Consider the following 24,091-nt stretch of genomic DNA (forward strand, 5'->3'; position numbering starts at 1 on the left):
CGAGACTGATCGGATTGAGAAGGTCCCTTGCGTCCCAGCCTTGCAGCACGCCCCGTAAATCATGGCCACCGATTCGACGTGGCCACAGCCCACTCGTTTCAGTATTCGTGTATCCTGAAAGACTCATATGAAATGGTGCGCAATAAAAAAGCACCAGATAAGCAACCATCGTGCGACAGATCATTGGGCCCCATGCAACAAGCAAGTGTGGCCGCTCTGCCTGCGAGAATGTGACCCGGAATTTTATGGATATCAAGCAACTCAAATACCTCATCGCCCTGGATCAGACCCGGCACTTCGGCCAGGCCGCAGCACTGTGTCATATCACACAGCCGACGCTGTCGATGCGGATCCGGAATCTGGAAGATGAGCTCGATCTGGTCTTGATCGAACGGGGGCAGCGCTTTGAAGGGTTTACCGAGGCCGGGGAGCGAATCCTCGCCTGGGCGAGAACCGTGTTAGCCGCGCACGACGGGCTTCAGGCAGAAGCAGCAAACTGCCGTGGCCAGTTGGTCGGTAGCCTGCGTCTGGGCATGGTGCCGCTGGCGAGCCAGAATCCGATGCAACTGCTCAAGCCCCTGTCACAACGTTTCCCCGAACTCCGCTATCAGTTGTCTTCCATGACATCAGAGCAGGTGATTGATGGCCTCAATCGCAATCAACTGGATCTGGGCTTGTGCTATCTGGAGCAGGTCGATACTACGCATTTCGACGTCATCAAGCTCTCTGCCACCAGTATGGGGCTGCTGCATGACGTACGCCATTTTGATTTTTCAGAACCTGAACTCACCTGGGACCGACTGGATCAGATCCCGCTCGGTTTACTGACCAAAGGCATGTATTACCGGCAGTCGATTGATCTGAGTTTCAGCAGTAAGGGATTAGTGCCGCAAATTGTCCTGGAAGGCGATTCAACCTTCCAGCTCATCCAGGCCGTCAGTGCCGGCATCTGTTGTGCCGTGATGCCGCTGCGCAGCGGGCTGGAAGATCTGAATGACCACCTGCGGATCGTGCCGATCCGCGGCGCGGATGTAAAATCGCCCATCGGGTTATTGATGCGCCGGACCGCGCCACGCTCGGCACTGGCTGAGCAATGTTTTGCCGAAGCAAAAACCATTTTTGCAACCGCAGCAATGCCCTCACCGGCTTAATCCGGCAGCGACGAACAACATGCACATCATCCGAACACCCGACGCAGGTGGCCCAAACAGCAGCAACAGCACCTTAAGGCCATCAATATAGAACTCACAACAGGAAGGCATGACCATGAATGACCCCGTGATACCGCTGTCCGAAGCTTGCGATATCAACACCGCACCGCCGCTCCCGGATCTGTTCTGTTATCAGGCGCTGGGGGAAGAGCAAACTGTGGGGCATTTTGCCCTGGCGAGCGAGTCTGCCTTGTCCATTAGTTATAACGGCATCAATCAGGCAGTCATGATGGTCACCCCGGGGAACCTCGAAGATTTTGTCAGAGGGTTCAGCCTGAGTACCGGCATGGTTCACTCCTTTCGCGAAATTTATGATATCGAGATCACGGCCGCGTGCGAATCCCACCATGCAGCCGTTGAGATTTCGAACCGGGCTTTCTGGGCCATGAAGCAGAATCGCCGCCATCTCGCGGGCACCAGCGGGTGCGGGATCTGTGGTGTGGAAGCCCTGGAGCAGGCCCTGCCCCAACTTGAGCCGCTCCAACCCGCTCCCCTGCCCCGGACATCCAGCCTGGAAGGTTTACGCGAGCGCATCCGTCTGGCTCAGGTTGCCGCGCGACAAAGCGGTGCCCTGCATGCCGCCCTGTATGCCAATCCGGCCGGAGAAATTGTCCTGTGCCGCGAAGATATCGGCCGTCACAATGCGCTGGATAAACTCATTGGTGCGATGGCGAACGACGATATCGATCCGAGAGAAGGCTTTGCGGTGATGACCAGTCGTTGCAGCCTAGAGTTGATCCATAAAGCCGTGCGAGCCCAAATCGGCACACTGGTCACCCTTTCTGCCCCCACCGCACTGACCGTACAATGGGCCCGCCGAAACCACCTGAATCTGATCCACCTTCCCAAACACAGCCCGGCCCGCTGCTACAGTCCTGCGCCATGATGTCAAAGACAATGGCGTGTACCCGAATGTTTTCTGGTATGCTTGGCCCTCGCCAGCGTCACACTGTGCCAACCGGACTCACGCGATAGACGAGGTGAAACCGGCACAAAACCCGGCTCAGACGCCGTGGCGTGCTTAAATCGTATTAGTTGACCAGCAGAAGCACCATGAATCGTAAGAAAAAAATAAACGAAGCCCTGAAGAAAAGACAGAAGAAACAAAACGCCAAACTGCACCGGAGCAATAAGCCCCGTTATATTTCCAAGGCTGAACGGGCCCAAATGGACGCAGAAGCGACTGATAATCAAACCGATACCGTCGTACCGGCCGCCGAAGCATGTGCGTCCGATCAGTCCGCGGACTAACGCATCCACTCCCGGTGCAATTGCTCGCTGTCTCCCAGATAATCCAACAGCCAGCTCAGCGCCGGGTTTAAACGTTCCTTGTTCCAGGCCAGGCAACAAGGACTCACCGGCGGGTGATTGGCCAGTTGCTTTTCCACCAGCTCACCAGCCGCAATTCTGGGCCTGGCCATGTGCTCCGGCACCACAGTGATCCCTAATCCGGCCTTCAGACACTGCATTGCACTGTGCCAGTTCGGCACCATAATCCGACGCTGGTTATCCATCAGCCAGGTGACCCGTTTGGGCAGCACCCGGGCGGTATCTTCCAGACAGATCGCAGGATACTTTGCCAGCGCTTCCGGTTCCAGCGCTGTTTCCGCTGTTGCCAGCGGATGATCCGGGGCGACCACAAACGTCCAGCCCAGCGTGCCCATATCCCGATAATCAAATGTCCCGCTCACCGGCACCGCAGCCGTCGCGCCAATGACCAGATCGGCCCGGCCATCTGCCAGGGCATCCCAGACCCCGTTGAACACTTCCATCGACAAATGCAGCTCGACATCCGGAAAATGCCGATAAAAGTCCCGGACCAGCGTATTCACCCGGCTTTCCCGCACCACAGTATCCAACGCCACGGATACATTTTGCGACCAGCCGTTGGCCACCCGCTGGGTTTGCAGCTTCACCTGCTCCATCTGCTTGATGAGCTGGCGGGCTTCTTCGACGAAATAATTTCCGGCCGGTGTCAACTGAACCTGACGATGGAGCCGGACGAACAACGCAACCGCCAGCCGCTCCTCAACGTGGCGGACGGTGTAGCTGATCGCACTGGGGACTTTGTGCAATTCTTCAGCCGCCGCGGAGAAACTTCCCCTGCGGGCAACCACATCAATGACTTGCAGTTCATTGTACGAAAACATATCACATCAAATTTTTTGAAAGCAGTGTTGAAATTTTACCGTTTCACACCACGGACAGCCAGACTTAAACTAGCGAAAAATTGAAATTGATAAAGCCACTTTTATGAACACCCAACCTTCAAAAATCACACTCCTCTGGTTTGCATTTCTCAGCATGCTGGGCTTTCTGGCCACAGATATGTATCTGCCGGCTTTTGCCACCATGCAAACTGAATTCAACACTTCTCAATCGCTGATCGGCTTGTCCCTCAGTATTTTCCTGCTGGGTATGGCGCTGGGCCAGCTGGTCTACGGCCCGCTGTCTGACCGAATTGGCCGGATTAAAGTCCTGATGGGCGGTATGGTCCTGTTCAGTCTGGCTTCACTGCTGTGTGCATTTGCACCCAATATTGAAGTCCTGTTAATAGCTCGTTTTGCGCAGGCCCTGGGCGCCTGTAGTGCCACAGTCATCTGGCAGGCAGTGGTTGTTGACCGCTATGAAGGCAAAGTCTCAGAGCGCGTCTTCGCGACCATTATGCCTTTGGTGGCCTTGTCTCCGGCCTTGGCACCATTAGCTGGTGCGATGCTGGAGGATCAGTTCGGCTGGCGCAGCATTTTCGTTGCCCTGGTTGCTTTTGGGGTCATTCTGGCCATGATGACGCTAAAAGAATCTGAAAGCGCCAAAATGGATAAAAAACAGGAGAAAGTCCTGACTCAGCTTCAGCGGGACTATCGCCAGATTCTAAGTTCAAAAAAGTTCGTCGGAAATATGCTCATCTTTGCGGCCTGTTCTGCAGCCTTCTTTGCCTACCTGACCGGGTCGCCATTCGTCATGTCTGCGATGGGCTACTCCGGTGCCGATATCGGCCTGAGCTACGCCCCGCAAACCGTGGCCTTCATTGTTGGCGGTTATGGCTGCCGGGCACTGCTCAATAAGTTTGACGGTCAGCGTGTCCTGCCATGGATCCTGAAACTGTTTGTTGGCAGTGTGACGGCGATGCTGCTGATTGCACTCAACACCGAGCCGACAACCATCTGGCCGATCCTGGGTCCATTCTGTCTGCTGGCTGTCGCCAACGGCGCAATTTACCCGATTGTGATCAACAAGGCGCTGGAAGATTTTAAAAACTGTAGTGCCACTGCTGCCGGTTTACTGAACTTCCTGCAAACGACCGTCTGTTTTGCGGCCAGTGGCCTGGTCTCGGCTTTCTCGGGCTATGGCCTGTACACGGTGACTATCGCCATGTTCGCGACGAGCTTCATCGCCTTAACCGGCTATGCGCTGGTTGTTCAATCGCGTCGCCAGGGGCTGCAATCCGCCGCCCTGGCAGAGCAAGCGAGCCGCTGATTCCGTCAAGAATCACATAACCCTTTCCGCATACAAGGCTGCCATCCGGCAGCCTTTCTTTTACACCGCAACCTGACTAAAATCTCATCCCGGAAATTCTCCTGCCGCTCACCTGGCCTAAAACTGTAACAATCCCACGCCTAAACCACTGGTTTAAATAGAGAATAAACCCGCAAGCAGTACATTTTACAAACAATAATGCAACGCATCGGATTATTTATACATTTTTCTTGCATAAGATACCGCTCTGGGTAATATAAACGCCAAGCGAAGTTTAATGCAGAAAGTCAGCATGGGTATTCAAGTCAGCAGTCTTAATAAATTCTACGGCCAAACGCAGGTCTTACATGACGTCAGCTTCACCTGCCAGCAAGGGGAAACTCTGGTTTTGCTCGGCCCCAGCGGTGCCGGAAAAAGCTCACTGCTACGCATTCTGAACCTGCTTGAAACAGCCGCCAGCGGCGAGTTGGAGATCGCCGGACAGCGGTTTGATTTCAAGGCACCGATTGCTGAAAAGAACGGCCTGGCCTTGAGACGTAAAGTCGGCATGGTGTTCCAGCAATATAATCTGTGGCCCCATCTGACCGTGCTGGAAAACCTGATCGAAGCCCCGGTGAAAGTCGCCGGCATGGCCAAAACGGTCGCTATAGAAGAGGCCAAAGCGATCTTGGCGACCTTGCAACTGGCTGATAAGGCTGATGCCTGGCCCCTGCATCTTTCCGGCGGACAGCAACAACGGGTCGCTATCGCCAGAGCTTTGATGATGAAACCGGAAGTGCTGTTATTCGACGAACCGACTGCGGCACTGGATCCGGAGATCACCAACCAGGTGGTCCGGATCATCAACGGACTCAGCGATACCGGGATCACCCAGGTGGTGGTCACCCACGAGGTCGATTTTGCCCGCAAGATTGCCAGCCATGTTCTGTATCTCGAACAAGGCCGTATTGTTGAACACGGGACCAAAGACGCCTTCGTCAACCCGACCACCGCAGCGTTTGCTGAATATTTAACCCATTAATTTATCAACAGTTTACCGTCGCTGCTGAACGCCAATTGGGCCCAGCAGTGCCGGGTCGTCAGTTACATGGAGTAATGCACATGAAAAAAATCCTACTTGCTTCCCTGATCGGTCTGGCTTCCGCTCACGCTGCCGCGCAAGAAGAAATCAAGTTTGCCATGGAGGCAACCTACGCCCCGTTTGAATATATTGATGAAAACAACCAAATTCAGGGGTTTGACGTCGATTTGGCCAATGCATTGTGTAAAGAGATCCAGGCCAAGTGTAGTTTCCACAACCAGCCTTTTGACAGCCTGATCCCGGCTCTGAAATTCCATCGCTACGACGCGGCAATTTCCGGAATCGATATTACTGAGCAACGTCTGCAACAAGTCAGCTTCACCGACGCTTACTATGAGAACGCCGCAGCGTTCGTTGCACTGAGCGGCCATGTTGCCAGTCAAGATGCACTGAAAGGTAAACGTGTCGGGGTTCAGAATGGTTCGACACACCAAAGCTATCTGAGCGAGCAAATGGCTGCTGTGACTGCCGTTCCGTATGCCAGCTATCAAGATGCCTTTATTGACATGAAAAACGGCCGGATTGATGCAATCTTCGGTGATACTGCCGTGGTTGCCGAGTGGTTCGATAAGAACGACAAACTGACCTATGTCGGCAATCCGGTCACCAACGCGCAGTATTTCGGCAATGGCTTTGGTATCGCGGTCAACAAAAAGAACCAAGCGCTGGTTGATCAGCTCAATACGGCCCTGAAAACCGTGAAAGCCAGTGGCGAATACCAAGTGATCTACGATAAATACTTCGGAAAGTAAGATGGTTGTGTCTGGTTATTTATCGACTCTGGCAGAAGCAGGCTGGCTGACATTGCAGCTGGCTTTTGCCAGCTTATTGCTGGGACTGGTGCTGGCCGTACTCTTTGCCGGGGGGGAAATGTCCCGCTCCCGCTGGGTAGCCTGGCCAACCACGGTGCTGGTCACGATTCTGCGCGGCCTGCCGGAGTTGTTGGTCGTGCTATTCATTTTCTTCGGCTCAACACAAATTCTGTTTCTGATCACCGGCGATTACATCGATATCAGTCCGTTCATTTCCGGTGTCGTTGCACTGTCGCTGATCTTCGCAGCGTATGCGGCGCAAACACTGCGCGGCGCTTTAAAAGCGGTGCCCAATGGCCAGCGGGAAGCCGCCAGCGCACTGGGACTGGGTAACGGACGCACCTTCGTGCGCATTATTCTGCCTCAGGCGGCTCGCCATGCACTGCCGGGGCTGACGAACCAATGGCTGGTGTTACTGAAAGATACCGCATTGGTGTCGCTCATCGGGGTCACCGACCTGCTGAAACAGGCGCAGTTGACTGCGGCGGCGACCCATGACAGTTTTACCTGGTATGCCAGTGCTGCCGCGATTTATCTGGTGATCACCCTGCTGACCCAGCGGGTCGTCAAACGCCTGGATAAACAATTCAGTGCACGTGGTCTGGGACAACCGCAAGGAGCCTCGCTATGAATCAACAGCATCTCTGGCAACTGGCCGAAGGTCTGTGGACCAGCCTGGAGCTGACCGCCGCGTCGCTGATCCTGGGTTGTCTGCTGGCACTGCTGATGACCGTGACGCTGATCCTCAAACTTCCGGTCCTTAACGCGATCAGCCGCGGCCTGATCACCCTGTTTACCGGCACCCCGCTGCTGGTCCAGATTTTCCTGATCTATTACGGTCCGGGTCAGTTTGAGTGGATCCGCAGCAGTGTGTTTTGGCATTGGCTCAGCCAGCCGTGGTTCTGCGCTATGTTGGCTTTATCGCTCAATACCGCGGCCTACAGCACGCAACTGTTTCATGGTGCCTTTAACGGGATTCCATCCGGACAATGGCAAGCTTGCCGGGCATTGGGCATGGATCGCCGGGCAACCCTCGGTGTACTGCTTCCCTATGCCATCCGCCGGGCCATTCCGGCATACTCCAACGAAGTGATCTTGGTGTTTAAAGGCACTTCCCTGGCCAGTACCATCACGATTATGGATATCATGGGATATGCCCAGCGGATCAATGCGCAAACCTACGATACGCTGGTCGTGTTCAGTGTTGCCGGCCTGTTTTACCTAACGATCAATGCCATCCTGACACTCATCTTTCGCCAAGTGGAACGGCAAGCGCTCGCCTTCGAACACAGTCGCACCTAAACCGCCAATTTCTCTCCGCTTTCATCAGCCAGTCCATCGCGACTGGCTTTTATCTTACTTATCAGGCATCAAAGAACGTAAAAATAAACACATATACATACTGTTTCAGTACTACAATATACCCAGCTGGATTGGAAGTTTGATGTCATGGATGGCCTATGAAACAAGCTATTTTACGATTTATCGTACTGCTCTTTCCGTTACTGACCCTCACGGTTCTTGTTGCCTGGTATGTCTACAACGAAGATATCCAACAACTGGAATCACGCATTCGCGAAAGTGAGCAAAACTTCCATCTGTCGACCGTGAAACTGACCGAGCTGCATTTTGCACCGGTGATTGATGACCTGCGGTATCTGACGGAAAAAGTAACGGAAGTCGCAACAGACGACCAGCTGTCTGCCGAGCAAGCACAAACGCTGTCAGATACCTTCATTCGCATGGCAAATACGCGTCCCTATTACGATCAAATCCGGTTGATCGATGAACGTGGCCTTGAACAGGTTCGCGTCGATATTACCGATGGTCTTCCCAGTTTGGCCGCAGCCGACGAGCTGCAAAACAAAGGGCAGCGCCCCTATGTCCAGGAATCACTGAGCGTACCGCCCGGTTCAGTCTATATCTCGCAGTTTGACCTCAATATAGAGCACGGGAAGATTGAAACGCCCATGATTCCGACCTTGCGTTTTATCAGTCATTTTAAACTGGGGAACAAAAGCTGGCTCGTTGTTCTCAATTATCTGGGTGATAACTATCTGAACCAGATCAGAAATCACCATAACTGGAATCATAATGAGAACTGGCTGATCAATAATCGCGGGGAATGGTTAATCGGACCCAACCAGGAAAGCAACTGGCAATTCATGTTCCCGGATGAAGAAAAAACGGCGCCGGAGTTCTCAGAGATTTACCCCGAACTCTGGCAGGCGATCACCAGCCATCCCAGTGGTCAACTCACCCAGGGAGATTATCTCTATACCTATACCCACAACTTCTCTGACCTGCGAACGACCAATTTATCATTTACAGGTCCGATTCACGGTGCCGATCTACCATGGACCATTATTTCCCGGGTAAACCTCACTGCTGCCACCCGGACACTGACCATGTCACGGGAAGGGATTGTAAAGCTATTGCTCTTTTCATTCCTGAGCATGTGCCTGCTCACCGGCAGTATTCTGCTGGCCAGGCACTATTACCGGATGTTGCGGGATGAGCAACAACTCAAGCAGGAGATCGAGGATACGGCCCTGAAATATAAGACGGTGCTCAGGAATGTGCCGGATGGGCTCGTCAGTGTCAGCCAAGATCTGATCATCAACTCAATTAACAAATCGGCCGGGGCCGTTTTGAACACTCAGCCCCACATGGCCGTAGGCAAACCCCTGCTTTCTCTGATCCACGGCCAGAAGAACCGCGACACTATCTCGCGACTTGTCGCTCTGGCCCATGAAAACCAAGCCAAGCCCTCACCAAAGCCAGTCAAAGCTCGGTTGAAATTCACCAACCTGAAAGATCGCCATATCGAATGTACCGCGACGGAAACCACTTACAGTACCAGCAGCGAGTTACTGCTCAATTTCCGGGATGTCACCTACTGGATCGACCGGGAAGAAAAGCTGAAAAGTATGTCGCGGGCACTTGAGCAGAGCAATGACTCCATTGTGATCACCAACCATCGCGGCATCATTGAATATGTGAACCGAACCTTCGAGAAATTCACCGGCATCAAATCCAAAGATATTCTCGGCTCTCAGTCGACCAGTTTACTTAAGCGGACGCTGGGAGAAGATGCAAACTTTCGCGAACTTCAGGCGCAACTGAAAGAAGGCCAGACCGTCCGCCGGGTGGTGACCCGTACTCAGGCTGACGACTCGGTCCTTTATGAGGAGAAAACCATCTCCCCCATCCGCAACAGTCGCGGGAAAATCAGCCACTATATCTCTACCGGCAAGGACATCACGGAGCGGGTACTGTTTGAAAGCAAGCTGCACAAACTGGCGCACTATGATCTGCTGACCGAACTGCCCAACCGAATGATGCTCCAGCAACTCTTGGAGCAAACCGTCCAGGACAGTCGGTCAACTGGCAGCAGATTTGCCCTGATGACTATCGATCTGGACCATTTCAAGCAAGTGAATGATTCTTTGGGTCATGACGTCGGTGATAAAGTCTTGCTCGCCGTTGCCCAGCGCATCCAACACACCCTGCGGGCCGGTGACATCCTGGCCCGCCTGGATGGGGATGAGTTTGCCATTGTCGTCAAGCACGGCGTCGAGCCCGACAATCTGGTCAATATGGCGAACCGCCTCATCCGGCGAATTAATGAGCCGCTCTGTATCGAGAGCAAAGAGCTGTTCATTTCAGCCAGCATGGGCGGTAGCCTGTTCCCGGATGACTGTGATGACGTCGACACCCTATTCAAGAATGCCGATATCGCCCTATATCGGGCCAAGGACGGCAGCAGAAACCAGTTCTGTTTTTTCACCCCGCAAATGGGGGCGGAAAGTATCAAACTGATGCAATTGGAGTCTGAACTGAGGAAAACGATCGGCACCGAACGATATGAACTGTACTACCAGCCCAAAGTGAACACGGCGACCCAACAAGTATGCGGTATCGAAGCTTTACTGCGCTGGAAAGATGCCGATGGCAACATCCAACCGCCTAACGAGATTATCCCCATTCTCGAACATTCCGGCATGATCATCGAGGTCGGCGAGCACCAAATTCTGGCCGCGTGCCGGCAATTAAAGGAATGGCAGCAAAATCATTACCCGTTAAATTTTGCCCTGAACATCTCCGCGCGTCAGTTGCTGAACTCCAACTTAGTCGAGACCGTGCGACAAGCCATTGAGGAGACCGGCTGCGATCCGCACCATCTGGAGCTGGAAATTACCGAAAGCGTGATTATGGCAGATGTCACCACGGCACTGGATAAGCTCCGGCAGTTGGAAACGTTAGGCGTGAAGATCGCGATTGATGACTTTGGCACCGGTTATTCTTCCCTGGCGTATCTAAGCCGCTTCCCGGTTCATATCCTGAAAGTCGATCGCGAATTTGTCAAAGACCTCCCCTGGAACAAAGATAACATCACAATCACCCGCTCCATTGTCGAGTTAGCGCATAACCTGGGCATGTCGGTGGTTGCAGAGGGGGTCGAGACCATGGCGCAAGCGCAGTTCCTGGCCAGCCTCGGCGTCGAAGAGTTCCAGGGCTTTCATTTTGGCCGCCCGGTGCCGGTAGCTGAGTTTGCTCGGCTGTATCTCCATGCACCGCACCCGCTTCACGGTACCGAAAAAGCGTTTTAGTCCAACGTCCGGGATTCAGGTGTAGACTAACACTGAAGCTAAGATGCGATGTTCAGCAGAGAAGGTTTGGGTATATAATCAAACCGCCCCAGTAATCAGGTGATGGTGACCCTATGAGCTTTAGCGATTATTTAGATGATTTTATCCGGCAACGGGACCAACAGACGCACAAAACAACGACAAAAACTCGTTTCGATCCCCGGCAACCGACCATCGCACCCACCAACCAAAGTGTTGCCCGAGAAGCCCTTGCCAAAGCGCAAGAGGACGCTGCAGAGCAAGCCGCGATTGAAACCAAAACGCCGCATCTTCGGATCAACGGCCGCTGCGTCACCGCTCAGGAAGCACAAGCGGCAGAGCAGCTAAAAGTTGAGGCCAAACCCGTGAACCCTGCCCGAGTGGATTACATTCAGCAACTGAGAAAATCGCTCAAACTGACAAAGCGCACCAGCTAAGGCTGTATTCCATCTGATTGACACGACCATTGTGCCTGCATTCCATGTCTTATCGGTCAGGATGCAGGCATCTGTATTTTCTGGGTCAATCAAAACACCACCCTGCATACATTCAACCCGTACAGGTTAAATTTTAACCGGAAATTTTTTCCTTCAGTAATAAAGAAATCGATAATCGACAAGCTTTACCCAAACCAAAACGAGCAAAAAAGGGGCAGGAGGAGTAAAACACAACCACACCAAGCTTGAGATTCAATTAAAATTTAAATTAAATTCGTCATTTTAAATCCTGTCCTCCCTGCAACCATCTTCAAGCTGAGTCGATTAATTCTGGTAATGAGAACAATAAAATTCATTCATCAATACAACATCTTCATTACACTACTCAGAGCTTAACCTCGGTTTTTCAGCAACAAAACCAGCGCTGAGCACCCATCAAGAGATCAAGTTAAGATATTGATTTTAAATATAAAAAAACAAAAAAATGTCAGATACGCCTTATTCGACGACAAATTGGCGATCATTGCACCACACATTCTAATAAACTTTCCCCCTTTGACTTCTGCGCACCAAAGCAACAAAACAAGCAATCACCATTAACACAAAAAGCCCAAAACACCACACTTTGTTAATAAATCAGAGTATTTGCCTACACCAGCTGTGAAATAAAAGCAATATAGGCAGAAGGGGCTTTAAGCAGTAAAATCAAACTCCAAAAGAAGTATGAAAAGATATAATCATGAACTCAAACATTCAGATCAACGAGCTGGAATCGATGCTCATCGCGATGATCGTGCTTTTTCTTGGTTACTTTATTAATAGCAAAATTAAGGTTCTAAGAAAGTATAATATTCCCGAACCGATTGTCGGCGGCCTCATTGTTGCTGCGATCATTGCATTGCTCCACCAGCAAGGTATCGATGTCACTTTCAAACTCACGTTAAAAGATACCTTGATGCAAATGTTCTTTGCGACCGTCGGGTTGGCAGCCAGCTTTAAACTGCTGGTCAAAGGCGGCTCGCGCGTTTTTCTATTCCTGGCCGTGGCGACACTGTATATCGTCATCCAAAATGCTGTTGGCGTCTCGCTCAGTAGCCTGCTGGGTCTTGACCCGCTGATTGGCCTGGTTGCCGGCTCTATCACACTGTCCGGCGGGCATGGCACCGGCGCGGCCTGGTCACAAACTTTCGCCAATGACTTCGGCCTCCAAACATTGGAGCTGTCGATGGCCGCGGCAACGTTTGGCCTGGTGATGGGCGGTATTATCGGCGGACCGGTCGCTCAGCGCCTGATCCATAAGTACCAGTTGAAATCCGAGTACGGCGAGAGTGATAACCATCATATTGAACACCCGGACCTGGTGACCTACAGCGACCATGAGGAAGATCGGATCACGGCTAAAAATACCGTGGAGATCCTGTTCATCCTGCTGATCTGTGTCGCCGGTGCTGCCCATGTGAAAATGGTGGTCGATAGTTTCGGGATCAGCTGGCTACGCATTCCGGACTTTGTCTATGCCCTGTTTATCGGGGTACTGGTTACCAACGTGTGTGAAACGACCCGTGTGTACAAAGTCAACAAAGAGACAGTGGACGCACTGGGTACTATCTCGTTGTCTCTGTTTTTGGCAATGGCGCTGATGAGTCTTCAACTGTGGGAATTGTTTGATCTGGCTTTGCCGATGCTAATCATTCTCTCGGTCCAAACCGTGGCCTTGGCAGTGTTTGCCTATTTTGTCACCTTCCGTCTCATGGGTAAAAACTACGATGCCGCCATTATCTCTGGAGGCCACTGCGGGTTTGGGATGGGGGCGACACCAACAGCGGTGATGAATATGGGCTCGCTGGTATCACGCAACGGTCCGTCGCCACAGGCGTTTATGGTTGTTCCGATTGTCGGTGCCTTCTTTATCGACATCGCGAACCTGGTCGTTCTGCAAACCTACATCAGCTTTATTCGCTAAGCTCGTTTGCTCCGCCCCTGCCAATAACAGGCCGTGTGACCTTGTCACACGGCCTTTTTTTTGATTCCGCCCGCTTCAACGACGAAATTTCGTTCTATCCTTAATACAAAACCACATCAAAAATTGACATAACGCAGCAACCAACTCGAATGATTATGCTCTAATCGGTTTCGGGTGCGCCATTTGATAATGACTCTAAGCTGCTGGTTTACAGTTTAGGGTGCCATAACAGCAACGAGAGAAAGCAGGGCTATATTGACCAACGTACGGAGTATTGAAGATGTTAGGTGAAAGTCACGCACTCAATATTGAGTTCCCAGAGCTGGAAAGCAAAATCAAACACCTCAAAATGGTTGACGAAAATTTTAAAGCACTCTCAGACAGATACCATCAACTGGACCATACCATACGAGGGCTGGAAGGTAACAATATTCCGACCGAAGACACTTACTTCACACAATTGAAACTGGAACGAGTACAACTTAAGGACAAGATCTACAGCATCCTGACCAACTGAACCGTTAACAGCATCATTATTCGGGCAGCAGCAAGCGCAGCCATTGAATCAGAACCGATCCAGTAATCACCGGATAAGCGTCGCCAATCCCGTCTCCCGGCCTGGCTGGTAAGGAGACGGGTCGCCCCTCTCCCCCACCACATTTGTAACAAAATATTTCAATCTGTTTTCTATTCAACAAATGTTGATAGAATCCGCGCTCCTTATCAGAAAATACAACTTTTGTTGATTATTTCTAAAATATTATGCCTTTGGCGCAGCACTAGGCTGCAACTGTCGTGGTGATAGAGAACATGAAAAAATTTGATAGAGCGATGCAGATCCTGCTTGCTGGTTTCTGCATTAACTTGTGTATGGGTATCTTGTATGCGTGGAGTGTCTTTAAGCAGGCGCTAGTCGTTGATCTGGGTTGGTCAAACGCAGATGCATCCATGCCTTACACCGTAGCTGTTATTGCTTTCGCCCTATCACTCCTGGTTGCCGGTGTACTGCAAGACCGTATGGGCCCACGCCGCATTCTGATCCTGGGTACCACTATGGTGGGGATCGGGATGATCATTTCCAGCTTTGCAACCTCGCCAATCCTACTGGTCCTGACTTTTGGTCTGCTGACCGGCTGTGGTATTGGTTTCGGTTATGCGTGTCTGGCACCTTCAGCAATGAAATGGTTCCACCCATCGAAAAAAGGTCTGGTCAACGGCCTGATCGCCGCTGGCTTCGGTCTGGCTGCCGTTTACCTGGCGCCGCTGACATCCTCGCTAATCACCAGTTTCGGCATTAACACCAGCTTCCTGATCCTGGGCGTTGCTGTGTTGCTGATCGCACTGCCGCTGGCTTGCACCATCACCAACCCACCCGCTGACTACCAGCCACAGGCGCCTGCCGGTACACAAAACAAAGCGGCTGCCAAACCGGTTGATATCAACTGGCGCAGTATGCTGAAAACACCACAGTTCTACTCACTGTGGCTGATGTTTGCCCTGGCTTCTTCTGCGGGCCTGATGGTGATTGGTAACATCACTTCCATCGCAGCCGCACAAGCCAACATTACCGAAGCTGCGTACCTGGTCGTGATCCTGTCGATCTTCAACGCCGGTGGCCGGGTCGCAGCAGGTATGCTGTCTGATAAAATCGGCGGCGTGAAAACCCTGATGCTGGCTTTCATCATGCAGGGGATCAACATGGCGATGTTTGCCAGCTTCCAGTCTGACTTCACGCTGATGATCGGTGCAGCGCTGGCAGGCGTCGGTTACGGCACGCTACTGGCGGTCTTCCCGTCCATTACTGCAGACTACTACGGCCTGAAAAACTACGGTGCAAACTACGGCGTTCTGTACACCGCTTGGGGCATCAGTGGCTTCATTGGCCCGGTGGTCGCTGCGGTTGCTGTAGACACAACAGGAACTTATGCCCTCGCCTACACCATCTGTGCGGTGATGATGGCTGTTGCAGTCGTGCTAACCTTCATCACGAAACCAGTCGATTCCAAAGCACTGGAGCAGAAGCTGGCAAACGCATAAACAAAAATAAGACCTCTAGTGAGTCAGTCTCCTGGTTAACAAAGCCCGACAACGTGTCGGGCTTTTTTATGGCTCGATTTTTCCAGTTTTATTCCGAGTCGTCATTTTATTGCTTCACTTATCAAATCAAAGATAAAGACGGTTTATGATTCTCCAGTGTCATCACAGCCGAGATTCATATCTAACCTTAACAATACGCCGCTGCTTCGCGTCCATGAAGCTCGATGGAGGCACCGGGCATTACTGGTCCACCCTCTCCAATCCTCTACACTAAAATGATCAGTTCAACATTCTACGGGGAAAAATTTCACGGTAAGCCCACGCTCTTGAGATTCTTTTATTTAATTTTTCATACAATTGTGAGATTTTTATGGTCATATTGGCTAGCGAATACCCCCATTGAGTTATCAGTCCCATGAACAAGCGACATCTGCGTATCTTCATTTGCTGGATCCTGTACGCGAGTCTCCCCTTCTCGCTTCCGGTTAATGCTGCATCAGATTCAGCGGCTAGCCGCTGCCAGGTCGAGAAAACGGAACAAGGGTGGCAATACCTGAATGCCAGTTGTGATATCGGGACCGGCTTGTGGGGGAAAACCGGTCAGCCAACCAACCATAGTTTCTGGCTGCAATGCCACTATGGGAAATCGCTCCCGAACCAGTCGATGACTACGGCTCTTCGGGATCTGTATCCGAACCACTTCTATTTGGTTCCCGAACGTGGAAATGTTCGCTGCTTAGTGGGTCCATTCCAAACCTGGCCGCAAGCCGTTGAAGCCAAAAAGAGCCTCGCGGCACGCAAACAAACCGAGACCTTTATCCGCCAAACCCGGGCACCGGTCACCCTGACAAACATCATGCCGCTTGCATCGTCGAATCAACCTATTACGCCATCACAACACTCGCAGGCGGCACCATCTACAAAATCAACAAAATCAACGACCGCAAACAAGGAAACCTTGATCGACAATCGCGTTGTCATGGATGCCGCAGTCTATGCATTCACCTTCGAGCGGCTCAACTACCACCAGCCGATGGATATCAGTTCGGAGCTGCAAATGCCACCGATGATGAACAAGGAAAATGGGCATTTCTGGTCGAAAGTAAACTACCAGACCGCAGAAAAATGGTGCCATCGATTCGGGCTGCGCCTGCCAACGGTGGAAGAACTGACAGCGCTTCACACATACGGCCAGCATCACCTGCTGCGCCTGCAATGGCCAATCCAGGCCAACTACTGGAGTAGCACCCTCAGCTTCTATTCCGGTGAGATCAAAACCCTCAACCTGCGCAGTGGCCGGGGCGATGAATACCGCCCGCTGGCATTACTTTACACCACCTGTGTCGGGGCCGCAGACTAGCATCTGCGGTCGCCTCCCTGTCCTTACCGCCTCCCCAGTGCATCAATCTTGAGCCAAGAATCAAATCGAGCACTAGAAGAATCACCATCTATTCCTATACTGAATATTGATACAAATAACATAGATTTATTGCATCCGTGTTTTTCGCAACCACGACCCCTTGTTGAACGCCCCTTATTTGGATCGACGGGATAAGACTATGAAGCAAATAATAAGGTATTCTCTGGCCATATCGACCCTCGCAATAACCCTCTCTGGCTGTGACAACAGCAATGCACAAGACAAAGAGCTGATCAAATCGCTGGAAGCGAAGATCCAAACGCTCGAGCAACAACTCGCAGATTCCGAATCCGCCCCGCCAGCCGCCTCCGGCACCGGCTCAGCCGATACCCAGGCACTGGAGCAGAAAATTGCCAGCTTAGAAAAACAGCTGGCCAGTGCATCCGGCGGCGGTAACGGCACTTCAACGCTCGAAAACGTGAAAAAACTGGGTTACATCAAGTGCGGGGTCAGTACCGGCTTGAAAGGTTTTTCCGCACCGAATGACAAGGGAGAATGGGAAGGGCTGGATGTCGAGTTCTGTCAGGCAGTCGCCGCAGCGGCCCTGGGCGACAAAACCAAAGTGAAATACATTCCGCTGACGACCACAGAACGCTTTTCCGCCCTGCAAAATGGCGAAGTCGACCTGCTGGTTCGCAACACAACCTGGACCTTACATCGTGACACCACCCTCGGCGTCACCTTTACCGGCATCAACTACTATGATGGTCAGGGCTTTATGGTCAACAAAAGCCTCGGGGTGACCAACGCCATGGAGTTAGACGGGAAATCAGTCTGTGTCCAGTCCGGTACAACCACCGAGCTGAATTTAGCCGACTACTTTAAGTTCCGTGAAATGAAATACACCCCGGTGGTGTTTGACACTGAGGAAGAGACCATCAACGGCTTCAAAACCGGCAAGTGCGACGTGATGACCACGGATCAATCAGCCCTGTATGCACACCGCCTCGGCATGGATGATCCGGACGCAGTGGTGGTTTTACCGGAGCTGATCTCTAAAGAACCACTCGGCCCGGCGGTCCGGCATGGCGATCAACAGTGGTTCGACATTGTGAAATGGACCCTGTTTACCATGCTGCATGCCGAGGATCTCGGGGTGTCCTCCATCAGTGTTGATGACATGAAAAACTCCAACGACCCGGATATTCGCCGCTTAATCGGCCTAGACGGCCCGAAAGGCAAAGGGCTGGGTCTGGCGGATGACTGGAGCTTCCAGATCATCAAACAAGTCGGGAACTACAGTGAGAGCTTTGAGCGCACCGTCGGCATGAGCTCCGAGCTAAAAGTTCGCCGCGGTTACAATGCCCTGTGGCGGGATGGCGGCATCCAGTACGCGCCGCCAATCCGTTAAGCCGGCACACCCGTTCAGCCAGCGAGCTGATATCCCCGCGCCGGGCGTTCCTATCGGACACCCGGCGCGACTGTCACACCATAACATCGACACTAAGCCCAATGATCCCGCCAGCCTGAATGCCTGCTCACTTGCCTGACGAGACAAATTTCTGACACGACTTCCCGGTGCCTGAAACATAAATTTACAACTTTGACAGCAAAGCTGATGAATTGTTAAGTATTATCGGAAGGAGCACTTTACCGGAGGCATTAGGTGGGTTGTCAGTGGTTCATCAGACTTTGCTGACTTGCATTTATAAGTGAATACCCCAATATATGTCTTAACAGCTAAACTATCACGAACCCTGAGGGGACTATTTATGAACGATCGTATTGTCAATCGTAGTGCAACATACGAAAGCGTACTGTCAACCAACAAAGTACTTCGTAACACTTATTTCCTGCTTTCACTGACGCTGGTCTGGTCTGCCGTGATTGCCGGCGCAGCCATGGCCATGAACCTGCCGCATCCGGGCCTGATCCTGACGCTGGTTGGCTTCTACGGTCTGATGTTCCTGACAGAGAAGAACCGTGACAGTAGTCTGGGCCTGGTGTTTACCTTCGCCCTGACTGGCTTTATGGGTTACACCCTAGGCCCGATCCTGAATATGTATATCGGTGCAGGCATGGGTCATGCCATCGTTCCGGCACTGGGCGGCACAGCCCTGACCTTCATGGCATGTTCTGCTTATGCCCTGACCACCAAGCGTGACCTGTCCTTCCTGGGCGGAATGTTGATGGCAGGCTTCGTTGCGATTCTGGTCGCGATGGTTGCCAATATCTTCCTGCAAATGCCAATGCTGTCGCTGGCGATTAGCGGTATGTTCGTGCTGTTCTCATCAGCTGCCATCCTGCTGACCACACAGAGCATTGTTCGTGGCGGTGAAACCAACTACATTTCTGCCACCGTGACGTTGTACGTCTCAATCTACAACCTGTTCCTGAGCCTGCTGCAAATCCTGGGCATCATGGGCAGCGATGACTAATCATCATCAAGACGGCCTCACGGCCCTCTCATCAAAGCGCCTCTAGGGGCGCTTTTTTATTGCCGCATCCCTCACCATCCACCGCGTCCCGCTCACACTTTTACTTGCAGCCAGCCCACTGAATCACTATGCTTGCCCCGTTCAACCGATCGAGGCTTATCATGCTTGAATTTGAAGGCAAACATATCGAAACCGATGCCCAGGGCTATCTGAAAAACGTGGACGACTGGTCTGAAGCCCTGGTTCCGTTGCTGGCCGATGAAGAAGGGATCACGCTGAGTGAAGCACACTGGGAAGTCGTGCATTTTGTGCGTGATTTTTATCTGGAGTTTAAAACCTCACCGGCGATCCGGATGTTGGTTAAAGCGATGGCGAAAAAGTACGGGGAAGAGAAAGGGAACTCCCGTTACCTGTATAAGCTGTTCCCGAAAGGGCCGGCGAAACAAGCCACCAAACTAGCCGGGCTCCCAAAACCGGTGAAATGTATCTAACCGGCAGCCCCTCACAGGTACGTGCCATCTCTGGCCCGGCGGCGATTGCTCCCGGGCCGTTACATAATTTCAAAGCCATCGACATGGCGCCAAGCCAATGCCTCGGTCTCCACCTTATCTACCCGGGAAGCTCTCGGACCTTGCTGCAACCATTGCACCAGCTGTTTGACCTGCGCTTCTTCACCGCAAGCCAGCACTTCGACACTGCCATCCGGCAGATTTTTCGCGTACCCGGCTAACCCAAACTTCAGCCCTTCGTGGGCCGTATGAAATCGAAACCCCACCCCTTGAACCATTCCTTTAATCATGACCTTTACACAAATTTGTGACATATATCACCTCAAGATTTCACAATAAAAACCGATAATACAGAGTAATTTATCAGTAAAGCCGCATCTCCGCGGATCTCACAGGATACCCTCATGAAAGAAGTTGCCTTTCGATGGATCGATAAGTATCTCATTCATATCACAATTCAGGAAAAGTTCTATTTACTCTTTATGTTGCCCCTCCTCGCAGTTTTGAGTATTAGTGCCATTTTAGTCGATGCGGCCGATGAGCAACGCCTTGAATTTACAACTCATCAACTGTCAGCCACAGCCAATCTGCTGGCTGAATACCAGGTTGCGCAAGCGGACGCGGCCCGAATGATTGCGCCGTCGGGTTTTCAGGTCGGTAGTGGCAAACTCTCCGCAACAGTCCCCGGTATGCGCTACAGCATCATGGCCGTGGAAAACAGTGGTGTGCTGGGCTTTCTGACTCCGGTGGAGATCAGTACTATCGGGGTGATCCTGTTGTTTGTCCTGGCGGCGGTGTACTACATCATGACCTTTATCGGCGGCGCGATGTTCACCACCCACAAAGCGCTCCAGGCGCTGGCGGACGGTGATTTAACCAACCGTTTGAACTTCTTCAAGGTCCGGGATGAGTTCAGTCTGCTCGCCATTACCATCGACAGCGTCAGTGAGCGTGAACAACAGCTGGTCAAGGCGACTCAGGAAGCCATTGCCCTGATGCAGCAAATCAGCAGTAGTTTGCGCCAGCGCAGCCACCAGAGTGAATCCCTCTCTTCCGAGCAACAACAGCACCTGGATTCCCTGGCCAGTGCAACTGAAGAAATGGCCACGTCCATTCGGGAAGTTGCCACCCATGCCCATGAAACATCGGAGCAGACACGCGAGGCCCAACAAGTGTCCGAGCAAGGACGAGCCCAGGTTGACCAAACCCGCACCGCCATCGCTGTACTGAGTGCGGAAATTGCCCAGGCCGCCGATGCCGTTGCAGCGCTGGATAGCAATGCCGCGAAAATCGATGACGTGGTTACCACGATTAACGGGATATCGGAGCAAACCAACCTGCTGGCGCTGAATGCCGCCATCGAGGCCGCCCGGGCTGGCGAGCAGGGCCGTGGTTTTGCAGTCGTTGCCGACGAAGTTCGCACCCTGGCCGGCCGGACGCAAAAAGCCACCGTTGAGATCCAGCAGATGATCGAGTCCCTGCAGCAAAACAGCCGACAGTTAATGCACGTGATGAAGAGTACGGTCGACAATGCCGGCAGCAGCGAACAATTGATGAACGGGGTGGATAGCGACATCACCCAGATCACCGAGCGCAATCAGCATATTTCTGATCGCAGCACGGAAATCGCAGCCGCGGCAGAGCAGCAAGGTGCCGTGGCAGACAACATTGCCAACAATGTTGAGCAGGTTCGCTCACAGTCGAATCAAATCTGCCTGGCTATCACCGAATCGGCCAATGACATTGAGCGCCTGAACCAGCAGGCCGAAGTTCTGGAATCTTTGATGAGCGGGCTCAAAGCCTAATCAGAATCGGCCTTCCGGCCTGAGCGGGCGTATCGGGGATACGCCCTGCTTTCTCTTCACTTCCCGACGGTTTCCGTCACCAGATAAATTTGCTTTTCCGCAGCCCTGACAACATAATACGCGACCATTCTGAATTCCATATTTGGGCATGTCATGACAGCTTCAATCTATCTGGTCAAAGGCCGGGAAAAATCACTGCGCCGCCGCCATCCTTGGGTTTTTTCTCGCGGTATTCAACGGGTCGAAGGTCAACCTTCGCTGGGTGAAACCGTTGAGATTTACGACCACAAAGGGGAATGGCTGGCACGGGGCGCCTACTCACCGCAATCTCAGATCCGAGTGCGGGTATGGACCTTTGAACGAGATGAATCCATTGACGTCGATTTCTTTGTCAACCGACTCAACGCAGCCCAGGGCCTGCGCGACATCCTGGCTGAGCGCGACGGCCTGACCGGTTATCGCCTGATTGCAGCCGAATCTGACGGTTTGCCGGGGATCACCATCGATCGCTACCAGAATTTCCTGGTCTGCCAGCTGCTCAGTGCCGGTGCCGAAGCGCAAAAAGACGCATTGGTTGAAGCGCTGAATCGCTGCTACCCCGAGTGTAGCGTGTACGAACGTTCAGACGTCTCGGTGCGGAAAAAAGAAGGCCTGAAGCAGCGCACCGGTGTCCTGTCCGGTGAAACACCGCCGAAATTCGTCACCATTGAAGAGAACGGCGTCAAAATCAACGTCGATATCGTCGGCGGCCATAAGACTGGCTTCTATCTCGACCAGCGTGACAGCCGCCAGGGCGCAGTGAAATATGTCAACGGCAAACGTGTCCTGAACTGTTTCTGCTACACCGGTGGCTTTGGCCTGTACGCCCTCAAAGGCGGTGCCAGCCAGGTGGTCAATGTTGATGTATCGCAGCCGGCGCTCGATACCGCACGACACAATGCCGAAATCAACGCACTGCCGTTTGAGAATGCCGAATTCCTCAATGCTGATGTGTTCAAGCTGCTGCGCGAATATCGCGACCGTGGGGAGCTGTTTGATGTGGTGATCATGGATCCGCCGAAATTTGCCGAATCCAAGTCACAGCTGACCGGCGCGTGTCGCGGCTACAAAGACATCAACATGCTGGCGATGCAAATCCTGAAGCCGGGCGGTACGCTGCTGACTTACTCATGCTCCGGATTGATGGACAACCAGCTGTTCCAGAAGATCATTGCCGATGCGGCACTGGATGCCCAGCGTGAAGTGCAGTTCATCGAACGATTCAGTCAGGCGGCGGATCACCCGCTTGATAGTGCGTATCCGGAAGGGTTTTACCTCAAAGGCTTCGCCTGCTACGTGAAATAATCGGGCATTATCCGGCCGGCACCTGTTCGGCCGGATAACCTGAACTTCCCCAGGCACCCGCAATCAATGCCTCGGACGCCAGCTTGATTCTGATGCACCGCCTTAGCGCAAGTCGCGTTAGTCCGTAAGCATTGCAGCAATACACCCGCACAGCGTCATCACAAACAAAAACCATTTCAGGGTTTCCGGTTTGGCCTTAATGGCCATTTTTACCGCCAGGTGCGCGCCAAACATGGTACCGAAAGCCAGAACGAGTCCCGGCCCCCACAGCACCAGATCTTCAACTATAAACAACACCAGCGCGACCAGAGTAAACACCACGGTACAAAACATTTTGAGTGCGTTGGCCCGCACCAAATCGTAGCGCAGCGTCCCGGCCAGTGCCGCCAGTAACACGAAGCCAACCCCGGCCTGAACAAAGCCGCCATAGAAGCCGGCCAGCCCAAGTCCGAGCCAGGCACTCGGTGTTTGCCGGACTTTCCGCGTCGGCGTACCGGGCTCTGGCGCAACAATCGAAGGACGCAGTAAAATAACCAGCGCCATCGTCAGCATGGTCCCCAGCAGCAGCGGTTTCACCCAGGCCGAAGGCGCGTAAGCTGCCCCAGCAGCGCCGAGCAAACCACCAATCACGGTCGGGATCAGGATCGGTACGGTGTCATCGGTCTCCAGTTTTCCGTGCTGACGAAAACCCGACACCGCAGTAATACCCTGGATCAGCACGCCCACCCGATTGGTGGCATTGGCCACTTCTGCCGGCATCCCCATCACCATCAGCGCCGGAAGCGTCAGGTTCGAGCCGCCTCCGGCCAACGTATTAATTATTCCGGCCAAAAAACCCGTGCCCAGCAACAGCAGCACCTGAAGCAGCGTCATATCCATATAAAGTGTACTCTCCATTTAACATCTTCATAGTTATACATTATTCTCTGTCGCACAGACCAGCCTATTCAGGTTATATTCAGCGCCTTAGCGCGACACTGCCGGAA

22 protein-coding genes are annotated in these 24,091 nt (G+C 52.6%); 19 read left to right on the forward strand and 3 right to left on the reverse strand.

All coding sequences use genetic code 11. From position 1 onward, the window contains the following. The first annotated feature begins 245 nt into the window (after positions 1 to 245). The 3 genes from VV869_RS07110 (at position 246) to VV869_RS07120 (ending at position 2,462) form a co-directional block, all read left to right on the forward strand. On the forward strand, positions 246 to 1,151 hold the full coding sequence (locus VV869_RS07110) for a LysR family transcriptional regulator (RefSeq protein ID WP_337734292.1): 906 nt from the start codon (positions 246 to 248) through the stop codon (positions 1,149 to 1,151). Positions 1,152 to 1,266: 115 nt separating this feature from the next. After that, positions 1,267 to 2,097, forward strand: coding sequence for a formate dehydrogenase accessory sulfurtransferase FdhD (gene fdhD / locus VV869_RS07115; protein WP_337734293.1), 831 nt, complete (start codon positions 1,267 to 1,269; stop codon positions 2,095 to 2,097). 167 nt (positions 2,098 to 2,264) lie between these two features. Next, the gene (locus tag VV869_RS07120; RefSeq protein WP_337734294.1) at positions 2,265 to 2,462 is read left to right on the forward strand and encodes a DUF2986 domain-containing protein; all 198 of its coding nucleotides are present in this window, start codon (positions 2,265 to 2,267) and stop codon (positions 2,460 to 2,462) included. Here VV869_RS07120 and punR read toward each other — a convergent pair. Continuing rightward, entirely contained in the window at positions 2,459 to 3,361 is a 903-nt protein-coding gene (gene punR, locus VV869_RS07125) for a DNA-binding transcriptional activator PunR (RefSeq protein ID WP_337734295.1), read from the reverse strand. The genes VV869_RS07120 and punR overlap by 4 nt on opposite strands. Before the next feature lie 103 nt (positions 3,362 to 3,464). Here punR and punC point away from each other — a divergent pair, with 103 nt between their 5' ends. From punC to tusE, 14 genes are all read left to right on the forward strand, one after another. After that, a complete protein-coding gene (gene punC, locus VV869_RS07130) occupies positions 3,465 to 4,688 on the forward strand; it encodes a purine nucleoside transporter PunC (protein ID WP_337734296.1) in 1,224 nt (407 codons plus the stop codon). A gap of 292 nt (positions 4,689 to 4,980) precedes the next feature. Further along, positions 4,981 to 5,709 (forward strand): arginine ABC transporter ATP-binding protein ArtP, encoded by a 729-nt coding sequence (gene artP / locus VV869_RS07135; protein WP_337734297.1) that lies wholly within the window; start codon positions 4,981 to 4,983, stop codon positions 5,707 to 5,709. A gap of 80 nt (positions 5,710 to 5,789) precedes the next feature. Beyond that, positions 5,790 to 6,521 carry an arginine ABC transporter substrate-binding protein gene (locus VV869_RS07140; protein ID WP_337734298.1) on the forward strand — a complete coding sequence of 244 codons (732 nt, stop codon included), beginning with the start codon at positions 5,790 to 5,792 and terminating at the stop codon, positions 6,519 to 6,521. Between the two features lies 1 nt (position 6,522). Beyond that, positions 6,523 to 7,212, forward strand: coding sequence for an arginine ABC transporter permease ArtQ (gene artQ / locus VV869_RS07145; RefSeq protein WP_337734299.1), 690 nt, complete (start codon positions 6,523 to 6,525; stop codon positions 7,210 to 7,212). Further along, complete coding sequence (artM, locus tag VV869_RS07150; RefSeq protein ID WP_337734300.1) at positions 7,209 to 7,883, forward strand: arginine ABC transporter permease ArtM; 675 nt, start codon at positions 7,209 to 7,211, stop codon at positions 7,881 to 7,883. The genes artQ and artM overlap by 4 nt, the downstream gene beginning before the upstream one ends. A 158-nt stretch (positions 7,884 to 8,041) precedes the next feature. Next, entirely contained in the window at positions 8,042 to 11,194 is a 3,153-nt protein-coding gene (locus VV869_RS07155) for an EAL domain-containing protein (protein WP_337734301.1), read from the forward strand. Between the two features lie 113 nt (positions 11,195 to 11,307). After that, the gene (locus VV869_RS07160; RefSeq protein ID WP_337734302.1) at positions 11,308 to 11,649 is read left to right on the forward strand and encodes a hypothetical protein; all 342 of its coding nucleotides are present in this window, start codon (positions 11,308 to 11,310) and stop codon (positions 11,647 to 11,649) included. Between the two features lie 739 nt (positions 11,650 to 12,388). Further along, positions 12,389 to 13,612, forward strand: a complete 1,224-nt coding sequence (gene gltS, locus VV869_RS07165; RefSeq protein WP_337734303.1) for a sodium/glutamate symporter — start codon at positions 12,389 to 12,391, stop codon at positions 13,610 to 13,612. Positions 13,613 to 13,892: 280 nt separating this feature from the next. Continuing rightward, positions 13,893 to 14,129, forward strand: coding sequence for a YdcH family protein (locus tag VV869_RS07170; protein WP_337734304.1), 237 nt, complete (start codon positions 13,893 to 13,895; stop codon positions 14,127 to 14,129). A 293-nt stretch (positions 14,130 to 14,422) separates the two neighbouring features. Next, on the forward strand, positions 14,423 to 15,649 hold the full coding sequence (locus VV869_RS07175) for an L-lactate MFS transporter (RefSeq protein WP_337734305.1): 1,227 nt from the start codon (positions 14,423 to 14,425) through the stop codon (positions 15,647 to 15,649). A gap of 415 nt (positions 15,650 to 16,064) precedes the next feature. Beyond that, entirely contained in the window at positions 16,065 to 17,009 is a 945-nt protein-coding gene (locus tag VV869_RS07180) for an adhesion domain-containing protein (RefSeq protein ID WP_337734306.1), read from the forward strand. A gap of 199 nt (positions 17,010 to 17,208) precedes the next feature. After that, complete coding sequence (locus VV869_RS07185) at positions 17,209 to 18,420, forward strand: transporter substrate-binding domain-containing protein (protein ID WP_337734307.1); 1,212 nt, start codon at positions 17,209 to 17,211, stop codon at positions 18,418 to 18,420. 361 nt (positions 18,421 to 18,781) lie between these two features. Then, the gene (locus VV869_RS07190) at positions 18,782 to 19,447 is read left to right on the forward strand and encodes a Bax inhibitor-1/YccA family protein (RefSeq protein ID WP_337734308.1); all 666 of its coding nucleotides are present in this window, start codon (positions 18,782 to 18,784) and stop codon (positions 19,445 to 19,447) included. A gap of 161 nt (positions 19,448 to 19,608) precedes the next feature. Further along, entirely contained in the window at positions 19,609 to 19,938 is a 330-nt protein-coding gene (gene tusE, locus VV869_RS07195; protein ID WP_337734309.1) for a sulfurtransferase TusE, read from the forward strand. A 59-nt stretch (positions 19,939 to 19,997) separates the two neighbouring features. On the opposite strand, the gene yccX is transcribed toward tusE, so the two are convergent. Next, entirely contained in the window at positions 19,998 to 20,270 is a 273-nt protein-coding gene (yccX, locus tag VV869_RS07200; protein ID WP_337734310.1) for an acylphosphatase, read from the reverse strand. A 90-nt stretch (positions 20,271 to 20,360) separates the two neighbouring features. On the opposite strand from yccX, the gene VV869_RS07205 reads away from it, so the two are divergent. Together VV869_RS07205 and VV869_RS07210 are read left to right on the forward strand one after the other, a co-directional pair. Then, positions 20,361 to 21,761 (forward strand): methyl-accepting chemotaxis protein, encoded by a 1,401-nt coding sequence (locus VV869_RS07205; protein WP_337734311.1) that lies wholly within the window; start codon positions 20,361 to 20,363, stop codon positions 21,759 to 21,761. 153 nt (positions 21,762 to 21,914) lie between these two features. Then, positions 21,915 to 23,105, forward strand: a complete 1,191-nt coding sequence (locus VV869_RS07210) for a class I SAM-dependent methyltransferase (protein ID WP_337734312.1) — start codon at positions 21,915 to 21,917, stop codon at positions 23,103 to 23,105. 117 nt (positions 23,106 to 23,222) lie between these two features. Here VV869_RS07210 and VV869_RS07215 read toward each other — a convergent pair whose 3' ends face one another. Next, positions 23,223 to 23,984, reverse strand: a complete 762-nt coding sequence (locus VV869_RS07215; protein ID WP_337734391.1) for a sulfite exporter TauE/SafE family protein — start codon at positions 23,982 to 23,984, stop codon at positions 23,223 to 23,225. Positions 23,985 to 24,091: the final 107 nt, after the last annotated feature.

This window comes from Photobacterium sp. MCCC 1A19761 (assembly GCF_037389125.1).
Lineage (GTDB): Bacteria > Pseudomonadota > Gammaproteobacteria > Enterobacterales > Vibrionaceae > Photobacterium.

Excerpts from the sequence above, each read along its gene's own strand:
- VV869_RS07160 (WP_337734302.1), top strand. The coding sequence starts at position 11,308 with ATGAGCTTTAGCGATTATTTAGATGATTTTATCCGGCAACGGGACCAA.
- VV869_RS07170 (WP_337734304.1), top strand. The coding sequence starts at position 13,893 with ATGTTAGGTGAAAGTCACGCACTCAATATTGAGTTCCCAGAGCTGGAA.
- VV869_RS07140 (WP_337734298.1), top strand. The coding sequence starts at position 5,790 with ATGAAAAAAATCCTACTTGCTTCCCTGATCGGTCTGGCTTCCGCTCAC.
- punC (WP_337734296.1), top strand. The coding sequence starts at position 3,465 with ATGAACACCCAACCTTCAAAAATCACACTCCTCTGGTTTGCATTTCTC.
- gltS (WP_337734303.1), top strand. The coding sequence starts at position 12,389 with ATGAACTCAAACATTCAGATCAACGAGCTGGAATCGATGCTCATCGCG.
- VV869_RS07110 (WP_337734292.1), top strand. The coding sequence starts at position 246 with ATGGATATCAAGCAACTCAAATACCTCATCGCCCTGGATCAGACCCGG.
- VV869_RS07120 (WP_337734294.1), top strand. The coding sequence starts at position 2,265 with ATGAATCGTAAGAAAAAAATAAACGAAGCCCTGAAGAAAAGACAGAAG.
- fdhD (WP_337734293.1), top strand. The coding sequence starts at position 1,267 with ATGAATGACCCCGTGATACCGCTGTCCGAAGCTTGCGATATCAACACC.
- VV869_RS07215 (WP_337734391.1), bottom strand. The coding sequence starts at position 23,984 with ATGGATATGACGCTGCTTCAGGTGCTGCTGTTGCTGGGCACGGGTTTT.
- punR (WP_337734295.1), bottom strand. The coding sequence starts at position 3,361 with ATGTTTTCGTACAATGAACTGCAAGTCATTGATGTGGTTGCCCGCAGG.
- VV869_RS07190 (WP_337734308.1), top strand. The coding sequence starts at position 18,782 with ATGAACGATCGTATTGTCAATCGTAGTGCAACATACGAAAGCGTACTG.
- artP (WP_337734297.1), top strand. The coding sequence starts at position 4,981 with ATGGGTATTCAAGTCAGCAGTCTTAATAAATTCTACGGCCAAACGCAG.
- yccX (WP_337734310.1), bottom strand. The coding sequence starts at position 20,270 with ATGTCACAAATTTGTGTAAAGGTCATGATTAAAGGAATGGTTCAAGGG.
- VV869_RS07210 (WP_337734312.1), top strand. The coding sequence starts at position 21,915 with ATGACAGCTTCAATCTATCTGGTCAAAGGCCGGGAAAAATCACTGCGC.
- artM (WP_337734300.1), top strand. The coding sequence starts at position 7,209 with ATGAATCAACAGCATCTCTGGCAACTGGCCGAAGGTCTGTGGACCAGC.
- VV869_RS07205 (WP_337734311.1), top strand. The coding sequence starts at position 20,361 with ATGAAAGAAGTTGCCTTTCGATGGATCGATAAGTATCTCATTCATATC.
- VV869_RS07185 (WP_337734307.1), top strand. The coding sequence starts at position 17,209 with ATGAAGCAAATAATAAGGTATTCTCTGGCCATATCGACCCTCGCAATA.
- tusE (WP_337734309.1), top strand. The coding sequence starts at position 19,609 with ATGCTTGAATTTGAAGGCAAACATATCGAAACCGATGCCCAGGGCTAT.
- VV869_RS07155 (WP_337734301.1), top strand. The coding sequence starts at position 8,042 with ATGAAACAAGCTATTTTACGATTTATCGTACTGCTCTTTCCGTTACTG.
- artQ (WP_337734299.1), top strand. The coding sequence starts at position 6,523 with ATGGTTGTGTCTGGTTATTTATCGACTCTGGCAGAAGCAGGCTGGCTG.
- VV869_RS07180 (WP_337734306.1), top strand. The coding sequence starts at position 16,065 with ATGAACAAGCGACATCTGCGTATCTTCATTTGCTGGATCCTGTACGCG.
- VV869_RS07175 (WP_337734305.1), top strand. The coding sequence starts at position 14,423 with ATGAAAAAATTTGATAGAGCGATGCAGATCCTGCTTGCTGGTTTCTGC.